11 protein-coding genes are annotated in these 11,597 nt (G+C 48.9%); 9 read left to right on the top strand and 2 right to left on the bottom strand.

Annotated elements, in window-relative coordinates; translation table 11 throughout:
* The first annotated feature begins 119 nt into the window (after window positions 1–119).
* From serB to KDK13_RS12380, 7 genes are all read left to right on the top strand, one after another.
* Window positions 120–1,403 carry a phosphoserine phosphatase SerB gene (serB, locus tag KDK13_RS12410; RefSeq protein ID WP_257285287.1) on the top strand — a complete coding sequence of 428 codons (1,284 nt, stop codon included), beginning with the start codon at window positions 120–122 and terminating at the stop codon, window positions 1,401–1,403.
* Window positions 1,404–1,418: 15 nt separating this feature from the next.
* Window positions 1,419–1,625, top strand: coding sequence for a CPXCG motif-containing cysteine-rich protein (locus tag KDK13_RS12405; protein WP_257285286.1), 207 nt, complete (start codon window positions 1,419–1,421; stop codon window positions 1,623–1,625).
* A 1-nt stretch (window position 1,626) separates the two neighbouring features.
* Window positions 1,627–2,874, top strand: coding sequence for an ABC transporter substrate-binding protein (locus KDK13_RS12400; protein WP_257285285.1), 1,248 nt, complete (start codon window positions 1,627–1,629; stop codon window positions 2,872–2,874).
* A 136-nt stretch (window positions 2,875–3,010) separates the two neighbouring features.
* Window positions 3,011–4,213, top strand: a complete 1,203-nt coding sequence (locus KDK13_RS12395; RefSeq protein ID WP_257285284.1) for a hypothetical protein — start codon at window positions 3,011–3,013, stop codon at window positions 4,211–4,213.
* A gap of 82 nt (window positions 4,214–4,295) precedes the next feature.
* Window positions 4,296–4,538, top strand: coding sequence for a hypothetical protein (locus KDK13_RS12390; RefSeq protein WP_257285283.1), 243 nt, complete (start codon window positions 4,296–4,298; stop codon window positions 4,536–4,538).
* Window positions 4,539–4,587: 49 nt separating this feature from the next.
* On the top strand, window positions 4,588–6,327 hold the full coding sequence (locus KDK13_RS12385) for an ABC transporter permease (RefSeq protein ID WP_257285282.1): 1,740 nt from the start codon (window positions 4,588–4,590) through the stop codon (window positions 6,325–6,327).
* Window positions 6,324–6,950 (top strand): ATP-binding cassette domain-containing protein, encoded by a 627-nt coding sequence (locus KDK13_RS12380; protein WP_257285281.1) that lies wholly within the window; start codon window positions 6,324–6,326, stop codon window positions 6,948–6,950. The genes KDK13_RS12385 and KDK13_RS12380 overlap by 4 nt, the downstream gene beginning before the upstream one ends.
* Here the strand turns inward: KDK13_RS12380 and KDK13_RS12375 are convergent.
* Window positions 6,947–8,599, bottom strand: coding sequence for a hypothetical protein (locus tag KDK13_RS12375; protein WP_257285280.1), 1,653 nt, complete (start codon window positions 8,597–8,599; stop codon window positions 6,947–6,949). The genes KDK13_RS12380 and KDK13_RS12375 overlap by 4 nt on opposite strands.
* A gap of 124 nt (window positions 8,600–8,723) precedes the next feature.
* A complete protein-coding gene (epmB, locus tag KDK13_RS12370; protein WP_257285279.1) occupies window positions 8,724–9,791 on the bottom strand; it encodes an EF-P beta-lysylation protein EpmB in 1,068 nt (355 codons plus the stop codon).
* A 28-nt stretch (window positions 9,792–9,819) separates the two neighbouring features.
* On the opposite strand from epmB, the gene efp reads away from it, so the two are divergent.
* Complete coding sequence (gene efp, locus KDK13_RS12365) at window positions 9,820–10,389, top strand: elongation factor P (RefSeq protein ID WP_252020724.1); 570 nt, start codon at window positions 9,820–9,822, stop codon at window positions 10,387–10,389.
* 6 nt (window positions 10,390–10,395) lie between these two features.
* Window positions 10,396–11,385 (top strand): EF-P lysine aminoacylase EpmA, encoded by a 990-nt coding sequence (gene epmA / locus KDK13_RS12360; protein WP_257285278.1) that lies wholly within the window; start codon window positions 10,396–10,398, stop codon window positions 11,383–11,385.
* The last annotated feature ends 212 nt before the right edge of the window (window positions 11,386–11,597 follow it).

Below are 11,597 nucleotides of genomic sequence, written 5' to 3'. Positions count from 1 at the left end.
TTATCCTCAATTTTCTGCCATCCTCGCTACGGGCGCTATTCTCGGACAGGCTCCTCGCTACGGAGTCGCCTGGACGGGCGCTATTCTCAGACAGCTTCCAAGAAGAATTGGATTACCCAGTGAGCGATATAATACTGATTAATGTTACTGGCCGGGACCAGCCAGGACTCACCTCATCCATCACCTCTGTTATAGCCGACTATGGTCTGGAAATTCTGGATATTGGTCAGTCGGTGATTCACGATAACCTGACCCTGGGAGTTCTTGTTCGTCTTCCAGACCAGGCTTGTGGGAATGGTAACTCTGCCGTTCTTGCCAACAGAATGCTAAAAGATCTTCTTTTCCATTGCCATGAACGTGATTTGCAGTTCAGTTATCAACCGGTATCTGAAGATGACTACGAGCACTGGATTTTTGGCCAAGGCAATAATCGTTATATAGTGACGCTGCTGTCACGTAATGTCACAGCGGAGCAAATCGCCAGAGTCTCTGGTATTACTGCCGCTCATGGACTGAACATTGACCAGATTTCCCGCCTTTCGGGTGGACGATCGCTGACTCATGATGAAAAGATGGATAAAAAAACGGATAAAAAAGACAGCTATCGTTCATCATGCCTGGAGTTTTCGGTCAGCGGTACGGTCCCTGATCAGGAAAAGCTGAGGACGGATTTTCTCAATCTTGCCGCTGACCTGAATGCTGATGTTGCATTCCAGGAAGACAGCATTTATCGGCGTAATCGTCGGCTGGTTGTTTTTGATATGGATTCCACCCTGATTGAAGCGGAAGTTATTGACCTTCTTGCGGAGGCTGCAGGTGTCGGTGACCGGGTGGCAAAGATCACTGAGAGAGCCATGCAGGGTGAGCTGGATTTTAATGAAAGCTTTCGTGAACGTCTGGCAATGCTAAAAGGACTGGATGAGTCTGTGCTTGTTGATATTGCCAGACAGCTGCCGTTAACCGAAGGGGCAGAAACGTTGATTCGTACCCTCCGCTCATTGGGCTACCGCACGGCCATTCTATCCGGAGGATTTACCTATTTTGCCCGCTATCTTCAGGAAAAACTGGGGATAGACTATATCCATGCCAATGAATTGGAGATAGCAGGCGGCAAGGTCACCGGCCAGGTGAAGGGTGACATCATCAATGGTGAGCAAAAAGCCAGGCTGCTTAGGCAGATTGCTGCTGAAGAGGGCATTGCTCTCAATCAGGTGATTGCGGTGGGTGATGGTGCCAATGATCTGCCAATGCTCAGTGTGGCCGGGCTGGGCATTGCATTTCGGGCCAAGCCAATGGTGAAACAACGTGCGCGGCAGTCCATTTCAACACTGGGGCTGGACAGTATTCTTTACCTGTTGGGCTTCAGTGAGCAAGATCTGGAGTCTCTTGATACCCCTGACTGAGAAAAGGTCTTCCCGATGAATGAGTGGATAAGCTGGCAGGATTATTGCCCCTATTGTGGAGAGCCAATCGAATTGCTGTTGGATGCTGGCTTTACTGAGATGGATGAATCATTGCTTTACACTGAAGATTGTCAGGTGTGCTGTCGTCCAATTGTTGTGAGGCTTTCCATTGATGAAGACGGTAACTACCATTGCCAACTGACAACGGAGTCTGGCTGTTGAAATGAACAATAATACCAGCATAAGGACATGGAGTAAGAAAGCCACAACCGCTTTGCTAATGGCTTCTGTCGCTTTTATAGGCACTGTCAGAGCTGTCGAAGTGAAAGCTTTGCCCTGGCAGAAAATAATTGAGCAATCGAAAGGGCAGACGGTTTATTTCAATGCCTGGGGAGGCAGTGAACAGATCAATGATTACATTGACTGGGCCACGGATCAGGTAGAGAAACGCTACGGTATTGTGCTGAAACATGTCAAAGTCAGTGATGCGTCACTTGTCGTAAGTCGTGTGCTTGCTGAAAAGGCAACAGGACGAAACAGTAATGGAACTGTTGATCTGGTATGGATTAATGGTGAAAACTTCCGCTCCATGAAGCAAAACGGGCTGTTGTTTGGCCCTTTTGCTGAGGACTTGCCCTCATTTCAGGGAGTAGACCCCCAGGAAAAGCCGACGACAGTGATTGACTTTGGGGAGCCTGTTGATGGCCTCGAAGCACCGTGGGGTATGGCGCAGCTGGTGTTTATTTATGACACCGATACTTTTTCCCGAAAAGAAGCGGTCCCGCCAGCGAATGCCTCAGAACTTCTTGAGTTTGCCAGAAAGCACAAAGGGCGTGTGACTTATCCCTTGCCGCCCGATTTTGTCGGGACGACGTTCCTGAAGCAATTGTTGAGTGAGTTGACACCAGAACCAGATGTGCTGTTAAAGCCCGTTTCTGAAGCGGATTTTGATGCGGTAACCTCCCCTTTATGGCGATATCTGGACGAACTTCATCCTTTATTGTGGCGTGAGGGCGAGACGTTTCCATCTAATAATCTGGCGCTGACACCGATGCTGGATGATGGTGAAATTATACTCTCAATGACGTTCAATCCGGCTTATGCCAGCTCGGCAATAGCCAGTGGAGAGTTACCGGAAACGGTCAGAACCTATGTGCATGATTCGGGCACACTGGGGAATACTCACTTTCTGGCCATTCCTTTTAATAGCGACTCAACGCCAGCAGCACAGGTTGTTATTAATTTTCTGTTATCTCCAGAGGCTCAGGCTCACAAAGCCAATCCGGATGTCTGGGGAGACCCTACTGTCCTGAGCATGAGCCAGTTAAATGGTATTGAACGACAACGCTTTTCGAGTTTACCCCTGGGACCGGCGACCCTGTCCCCTGAAGCTTTAGGTAAAGTGCTTCTTGAACCCCATAGTTCCTGGGTTACTGCCCTGGAAAGGGGCTGGTTGTCCAGATATCGATGACGCTGACTGGCTTGTATTTCAAGCCAGTCATGTTGCGTTGTTCAAATCAGCAAAAGAGGCTGGCAATGGTAAAAATGAACTATTACCTGATTGACCGATCTATATTTGCGTGAACAGCAAAAGGTGCAGGTCAGGTATGTTACCAGAAAAGAGTGGTTATCAGAGTACAAAGCTTGTTCAGGATTTTGTGTCCAGAAAGACGGGCAGCATTTCGGAGGCCTGGGAAAAAGGCCTTGCGTTTGGATACAAGGACTGCCAACTATGGTTTGGCGTTAAATTAGTGAATTCGGATGTACCCTCAGCGGGAACACGCAAGCATCCTGTAAACGGTTATTATGTGACCACTGTTCGATCCACAGCCAGGCTGATGAATGAGGAAAAACATAAACTGGAGCAAGAATTCAGCTCAGACTTCAGGGATATAAGACGAACCGACAATCTGGACTCATCGGCCATTATTAACCGGATGTTAGAGTATGACCAGTTTATGAATCTGGCCTTACAGGATATTCCTTCTGATAAAACGATTCCTGAATTTATTTTCAATTGCCTTCCCGGCATGAAACAGTCATGGCTCAGGGATCAAGAGTCGATTCGCAACACACTGCTTTGGATTGCCGACCACATGATGGATACGGAAAAGCCTAAAGAAGGTTCTCTGATTTTGCTGTTGGCGATGTGGGTTGAATTAACCAATGCTGTTGCTATCGATAAGGCATTTTGCAAATCTCCTGCAGGTAAAGCCTATTTCGACTGGGAAGAGGTGTTTTCCCACGTCAAACAGCATAACCATTCACTCCCTGCACGGGAAAATGACCAATCAGCTGATGCAGTTATTGGCAATGCAGAGTTGGAAATTGCGAAGGCAAAGGCTTGCGCTATAACTGGCGCTATAACTTGCCCTATAAATAGCGTTGCTACCGGCCCTGCCACAAGTAGCAGTGGGAGTGCACAGAATAATCGAAAAAGAACAGTTTCTGATAATTCCGGTACAGAGGCTATCCCCCAAAAGCAGGCTAAGAAAAAGCCTGCTGATAGCTCAAACAGAGTCCATGCATCTGCTGCTGGCAGTACTGCTTCTTCTGATGCTGGAAATGAAGCCCTGGAACCTCATCAGCCGGTAGTTGAAAAAGACATTACCTCAAAAAACAGCAAGAAGGTTGCTAACGAAGATAATCCAATAGACCGTAATACGGCAATGACCGGGGAAATCAGTAGCAGGGTTTCTACTCGCTCTGTTACAAGGGGGCGTAGAATACAGGATGCTCAAAAAACAACTGTTTCTGATAATCCCGATCCTCAAGTCATGCCCCGGGAGTTGGAAAAAAAAAACTGCTGATTGCGTAAACATAACCCGTGCTTCCATCGGTATTGCTGCCTCCCCTGATGCTGGAAATGGAGTTCACAAGCCTCATCAGCCGGTGGTTAACAAAGACACTCCCTCAAAAAATATCCAGAAGGGGGCTAACAAAGATAAACGGATAGAGCGTAATACTGTAATGACCATGAACATCAGCGACAAGCTTACAAAGCTGGATAAGTGTATAGGGAAATACAATGCCAGACCCGGTTTCAGGATGGAAGCACAAGATAAGGAACTCATCATCCAGGCCATGGAGGGGGTGATTCTTCAGTTGGGTGACGTCAGGGTTTATCAGGGGTAGTCTTCTTATTATTCAACGGTAATCGCAATAGTTAAATGAGTGTCTGGGAATGATTTTTCTCCGCCTGAAATGTTTCTGCTCCAAACTGTCATTTTCTGTCATCTTTACAATATTGGTGGCACTTTTTCTGTTGCCAGTAATGGCTGGAGTGGTCAGTGTATCGTTATCGGCATTCAACTATATCCCTGCCCTCGGCTTTAATTCGTTGAGTCTTGATGCCTGGAAGACATTGTTGGGAACACCTGCTTTGGCAGAGATGCTGTTGCTCAGTCACTGGACTTCTGTTTTATCCACCTTGTTGTCACTGGTCCTGGCTTTTAGTGTCATCAGTTTTGCCTGGGACACTCCGCTCTGGCATAACGTTCAGCGTTGGTTATCTCCATTGATGGCCGTGCCACATGTGGCACTGGCTTTTGGCATTATGTTTGTGTTGATGCCAAGTGGTTTACTGGCGCGGCTTGTCGCTGCTTTTGCCGGATGGAGCTTTCCCCCGGAGTGGCAGACAATTCAGGATCCATACGGCATTAGTCTTGTACTTATTCTGGTTATCAAAGAAACACCGTTTTTGATTTTTATGATGGCCGCTGCTGTCGTGCAGTTACCGGTGACGGAGACATTGAGGCTTGGAGGAACGCTGGGGTATCAGCCAGGCGTTATCTGGCTCAAGCTGATATGGCCGCGGCTTTACCCGATGATTCGCTTGCCAGTGTATACAGTGCTCACATTCTCAGTCTCTGTCGTCGATATTGCACTGGTGATTGGACCGGCAAATCCACCGACATTTGCCGTGCAGATTCTTCAATGGATATATGACCCGGATTTAACCAAAAGTCTGCTCGCTGCATCGGGTAGTGTGCTCTTATTGCTGCTGGTGGTTTCTGTTATTGGCAGCTTTTACCTGGTGGAATGGGGCATGGGCAGGTTGCTCAGAAACTGGTTGATCAATGGGCATCGTGGTCGTTTCAGTGGTCTCTGGCTTTTATTCAGCAGAAAAGCCTGGCAGATATTACTGATGCTTTTTTTGGCGGGGGGAAGTGCCCTGATTATCTGGTCTTTTGTCTGGCGCTGGCGATTCCCTTCTCTCTGGCCAGACTGGTCTTTACGAAGTTGGGAGAGAGCTTGGGATGATATGGGTGAGCCCATGGTTAACTCCCTGCTGATCGGTGTGACCGCTACTCTGGCTGCCAACATTATCTCGGTTATATTGCTCGAGCTGAATGATATTCAGCGGCAAAACAGTGAATCAGCAGGAAAGTGGTTGGCCCTGCTGACCAGTGGTGTGATGTATATTCCATTGCTTTTGCCGCAAATGACCTTTTTGTTTGGTGTTCAGCTGCTTCTACTGCAATGGGGAGCTGAGGGGCACTGGTTGACGGTTACAGCACTGCATTTGCTGTTCGTATTGCCCTACTGCTTTCTGAGTTTGTCCGGCCCCTGGCAGCATTACGATCGGCGTCACAGTCTTCAGGGATTGTTATTATCCCGGTCTTGGCTGAAGACCTTTCTAACAGTAAAACTGGGAGTACTCTGGCGCCCGATAATGGCCAGCCTTGCACTGGGCTTTGCGGTCAGTATCGCGCAGTATCTGCCAACCCTGTTTGCCAGTGCTGGAAGAGTGGAGACAATAACAACCGAAGCCGTCAGCCTGGTTTCCGGAGGAAATCGACGTTTGATTGGTGTCTACGGGCTTGTTCAAATGCTCCTGCCTTTCATTGCTTATGCCATGGCTTTTTTCCTGGGTTATTGGACAATCAGAAATGGACGTTTTGCCAGGAGACTCAACGCTTGAGCCTGATTCTTGATCAAATTGATATCACACTGAATGGCCAGAAGCTTTTGGATAAAATCTGCTGTTGCGTGGACGATGGTAAAGTGCTTTCGGTACTGGGACCCAGCGGTTGCGGCAAAAGCAGTTTGTTAAATCTGATTTGCGGGACGCTGCCAAACAGCTTTAGTTTCTCAGGACAAGTGATTTTAGACGGAGTAATGCTGAATAACCTGCCTCCCTATAAACGACAGATAGGCCTGCAGTTTCAGGATCATCTATTGTTTCCCCATATGACGGTGGGTGAGAATCTGGCCTTTGCGTTACCTGTGCACTACCGGAAATCCCAGCGCCGGGAAAGCGTAGAGCAAGCGTTGGTTGACTGCGGGATGTCAGGCTTTTCCGAGCTGAATCCATCCCTGTTATCGGGTGGGCAAAAAGCAAGAATCAGCCTGATGCGAACCTTGTTATCCGAACCCAAAGCCCTGTTGCTGGATGAGCCTTTTTCCAGGTTGGATGCAACACTGAGAAGCAGCTTCCGGCACTTTGTCTTTCAACAGATTCAGTGCCGCAGGATACCTGCTCTCATGGTGACCCATGATGAACAGGATATTCCTGATAAAGCGCAAGTGATCAGATTAGGTTAGCCAAACAGCTTGAATTGGTACTGGCACCAGGTGGGTGTTGTATTAATGCAGCTCATCAGTTGACCTTTGAGCAGCGTATCATTTTGAATCAACTCAAATTTAGCGCCCTCCTTGCCAGTGAGGTTTGGCATGATCAGAGTGGCCTCGCTGGAATCAGTTAACATCAGTGATCTCTGGAAGTGGCTCGCTTCCTGAGTTTTGTGTATCAATGATATGGCCACTGGCTCAACTGATGTGGCGATGAAGTTGGCTCCAATAGTCACTTCATTCTGCGTTGAAATGCCCAGCCAGCGCACACTGTACAGGGCCCATGGAGACACTTTGTTTTCACAGATTCCAATCAGTTCACCGGCATGAAACTGTTTGGGCAGCTTGCTGCTGATTTTCAGGCAGAACCCAGTGTGGCTGGTATTGATGATCTCTGCCGGCAATGCAGAGAAGCGTTTATTATCCAGAAACTGTTCAGTGTTAAAGGTAATTATCTCGCCAGCTGAAGGGCTGCTTTGTTTATCTTCATCTCTGATTTCAGCGTCATGGGCCTGTGACCAGACATCGTCAGACTGCTCTGAGAAACGACTCTTGCCAGTAGCGTCAGAGTGAAGGGCAATAATGTCCTCAAAACTCCGCTTACCTGAGAGATGATAATGAAGTCCGGTAAATCCAGAGCAGATTTCACACTGATCTGAAGAGGTTCTGCGTGGACTGGATCGCTTTTGGATCGGTCCCCAGCTTGATATGAGATGTTTGATCAGTTCGGCTGGCAACACTCTTGCTGTTTTTGGATCACTTTTTATTTTTTCCAGTTGTGCAGTGAGTACTCTGATATTCAGACCAATCACACCCGAATGCGCCTTATCAGGCTCTGGTAAGGCATATTCAAGCCCCTCATCACTGTTGAGGCTTGCTGCAAAATAGGTTTTCAGGCCAGACCTGGGCTGGATTTTGCTGTGACTGATCCAGAGGCTTAAAATTTGCCAGACCTGCTGGATTTCGCCGGGCGATAGTTTATTGGTATCACTGCGTGACAGCATCAGGACTCTTTTATAGAGGTTTTCCAGTGACATGGGCCTGGATTTGTCATAAGGATCTTCCTGTTGGAAGCCCTGATGATTATGGCTGATGGCGAGCTGATATAATGTATGCATTTCAAGCCACAGGCGTTCAGGAGCCGGACGATAAAGCAGGCAATGGAATAAATACGCTGCAGCACTCTCTGAAATAGCCCGATGCAGTGCTGCTGCCAGTATATTGGCATTATTATTATCCAGACAGCACTGAACTACGGCTTTATAGAGGTTTGCCAACCCCATATAAAGGCGCTTGCACAGATCGAACCAGCCCTGCTGACTTGATTCAAAGGTAATGTATTGCTTCAGATGACGTTGATAGCTACTGGCTGCCGTTGAGAGTGAAGGCGATCGGATGGCTTCTGCAAGCGCAAATAGTTCATCCGGTGGGCAGTCAAGTCTGCTCAGTTCATCCAGGGCGTTAACCAGATGCGCTCCGGTTTGCTGATGATCAGTGAGAGATAGTCCATTAAGCCACTGTTCCAGCTTATTGTTGTTTGGCTCTGACCCATCAGGACAAAATGAAAGAGAATTGAGGCTACGGCTGGGTAGCTCCAGTTGCAGAGTGTCTGAAGATTCCATTCTTTAATCCCAATATCCATAATAAATATGCTGATACTGATATGCCAGCCTGGCCGTGTGTTTCAGCAAGCCTTCTCTCTTTGTATCTAACGGTGCGATCAATGCCTGACTTTAGAGAAAAGTGTCAGGATACCCATGTTTTTCCGGGTCTGCCGGGAATTTCCCGAACCAGTCTGGGTACCAGGTAGCCAGGACAGTGAGCCATTACCTCTTTTATAAGGCGGGTGGCTTTAACGTCTGGCACATCAAAATGAGCTGCGCCATGCACCGGGTCTAACAAGTGCAGATAGTAAGGGAGTACGCCAGCTTTAAACAGTACTTCGCCAAGCTGAATAAGCGCTGAAGCACTATCATTAACGCCCTTAAGCAACACGGCCTGGTTCAATAGTGTTACGCCAGCCTGTTTGAGCCGGAACATGGCTTGACCAACGCGGTCATCGATCTCGTTGGCATGGTTGGCATGAATCACCATCACAGGCTGCAGGCGCTGTCGGGCAAACCAGTTGATCAGTTCATCGGTGACCCGGTCAGGAATCACCACGGGCAAACGGGTATGGATGCGCAGTGTGGCCACATGATCAATAGCGTTCAGCTCGGCAGCAATGTTCGCCAACCGGCGGTCACTGTTGGCCAATGGGTCTCCGCCACTGAGAATCACCTCCTTAATGGTGGTATCCGCGCGAATGTACTCTATGGCATTGCGCCAGCTGTCCCGGTCCAGCCGATTATCCTGGTACGGAAAATGGCGGCGAAAGCAGAAGCGGCAGTTAACCGCACAGGCCCCGCTGACGATCAGCAACAGCCTGCCATGGTATTTATGGATAACCCCATCGGTAGGGTTCTGCGACTGTTCTGCCAGCGGATCCAGACCATAACCCTCAATGTGTTGGCACTCTTCGCCAACCGGCAGTACCTGCCTCAACAAAGGGTCGTGGGGATTCCCCAGTTCCATTCGGTGGATATAGGCACGGGGTACTCGCAGTGGAAATTCCCGGGAAGCTTTTAATGCCGGTGATAATAGCTCCGGGCTCAGCTGCACCATGGCCAGCAACTGTTCCGGGGAGGTGATGGCCCCTGCCAGTTGCTCCTGCCAGCAGCCGGAATTACCAATTGTCTGCGTACTTATCTGCGCCCTCGGCTGCGTTCTCGACTGCACTCTTGACTGCACAAAGCCCTCCGAACGGGTTATCATAAGGGTTTTGATCTCCTGGTAAGGTCCAATGGCTAGTTATAGTACCAATGAGTTTCGTTCAGGTCTTAAAGTAATGCTCGAGGGCGATCCCTGCTCGATCATTGAGAACGAATTTGTAAAACCCGGAAAAGGTCAGGCATTCAACCGGGTTAAATTCCGTAACCTGATATCCGGTCGCGTCTGGGAACGTACTTTCAAATCCGGTGAAAGCCTGGAAGCGGCAGACGTTATGGATCTGGATATGGAGTACCTCTACACCGACGGTGAATTCTGGCACTTCATGATGACTGATGGTTCCTACGAACAGCATGCAGCCAGCCGTGAAGCCGTGGGTGATACCATCGATTGGCTCAAAGAGCAGGGAGTATACTCGGTTACTCTTTATAATGGTTCCCCTCTTTCGGTTTCTGCGCCTAACTTTGTGGAGCTGCAGGTGGTGGAGACGGATCCTGGCCTGAAGGGTGATACTGCCCAGGGTGGCTCCAAGCCCGCCAAGCTCAGTACCGGTGCAACCGTTAAAGTACCTTTATTCATTGTTGAGGGTGAAGTCCTCAAAATTGATACCCGTACCGGCGAATATGTTGGCCGTGTGAAGTAAGCTTTAGTGACTAATGAACTTTGGCGCCCATCGGCTTCCATGCTGGCACTCAGGGAGCGAGCTCAACTACTGCGTAAGGCTCGAGCTTATCTTGATGCCCGCGGAGTAATGGAGGTGGAAACCCCAATGCTGTCCCGTAGTGCCACGGTTGATGTTTATATAGACAGCTTTGTAACCGAGTTCAGCCCCATTGGCCATGGCAAGTCACAGCTCTGTTATTTGCACACCTCCCCGGAATTCCCGATGAAGCGTTTGTTATCAGCAGGCACTGGGGATATTTATTCGTTAGGACGGGTTTTCAGAAACGGTGAGGCCGGGGGGCGGCATAACCCGGAATTCACCATGCTGGAATGGTATCGCATAGGCATGAATGACCAGCGATTGATGGATGATGTCGCTGGCTTGTTAAGCAGTGTTTGTAATTTTAAAGAGATCAGGCGTTGCAGCTATGGGGAGTTGTTTGAGGAATACCTTGGAGTCAATCCATATATCGCGACTGATGAAACGCTGAGTCAGCTAGTGATGGACAGGGTGGATGCCAAGCTTCAGGGACTTGAAAGAAGTGACTGTCTGGATCTTCTGTTCTCAAAATTTGTTGAGCCGAACCTTGGGTCCACAGATTCAAAAGTGCTGGAAGGCTGCTTTGTCTATGACTACCCGGCCACCATGTCAGCACTGGCCAGATTATCCACCAATCGGGATGGGCATCCGGTAGCTTCACGCTTTGAACTGTTTGTTAACGGGGTCGAGCTGGCCAATGGCTACCATGAACTTCTGGATGCAGAGGAACAGCAGAAGCGCTTTGAAGAAGAACAGCAAAAGCGTCAGGAGCGAGGCTATGACATCTACCCCTATGATAAAAACATGGTGGCGGCACTGGCGCACGGAATGCCCGACTGTGCAGGCGTAGCGATGGGCATTGACCGGCTTCTTATGCTGATGCTCGGCACAGGCAATATTGCAGATGTGCTGGCCTTTGATTTCAGCAGGGCATAATGAATGGCATCGCAACAAGTGTGCCGTTGGTGACTCCCGAAAAGATGCACGGGTGAATAGAGACATCTTTTAACCCGGAATAAAAATACTTGTTATTACATTTGGTTTGTGTAGAATGCGCCGCTCTTCCACGGGCTAACCTGAAACGGTCACCCACGGATCAGCAGAATGAATCATCATCGCTGACCGGGAAGTGTGGTTTGAAAATGGGT

Origin of the sequence: Endozoicomonas sp. SESOKO1 (assembly GCF_024606265.1) — a bacterium.
GTDB lineage: Bacteria > Pseudomonadota > Gammaproteobacteria > Pseudomonadales > Endozoicomonadaceae > Endozoicomonas.
This window is presented reverse-complemented; position numbering and strand designations above follow the sequence as displayed.

Bases quoted from the DNA above. Each gene is read 5' to 3' on its own strand.
- KDK13_RS12395 (WP_257285284.1), top strand. From the start codon at position 3,011: ATGTTACCAGAAAAGAGTGGTTATCAGAGTACAAAGCTTGTTCAGGAT.
- KDK13_RS12375 (WP_257285280.1), bottom strand. From the start codon at position 8,599: ATGGAATCTTCAGACACTCTGCAACTGGAGCTACCCAGCCGTAGCCTC.
- KDK13_RS12400 (WP_257285285.1), top strand. From the start codon at position 1,627: ATGAACAATAATACCAGCATAAGGACATGGAGTAAGAAAGCCACAACC.
- efp (WP_252020724.1), top strand. From the start codon at position 9,820: ATGGCTAGTTATAGTACCAATGAGTTTCGTTCAGGTCTTAAAGTAATG.
- epmB (WP_257285279.1), bottom strand. From the start codon at position 9,791: ATGATAACCCGTTCGGAGGGCTTTGTGCAGTCAAGAGTGCAGTCGAGA.
- KDK13_RS12405 (WP_257285286.1), top strand. From the start codon at position 1,419: ATGAATGAGTGGATAAGCTGGCAGGATTATTGCCCCTATTGTGGAGAG.
- KDK13_RS12385 (WP_257285282.1), top strand. From the start codon at position 4,588: ATGATTTTTCTCCGCCTGAAATGTTTCTGCTCCAAACTGTCATTTTCT.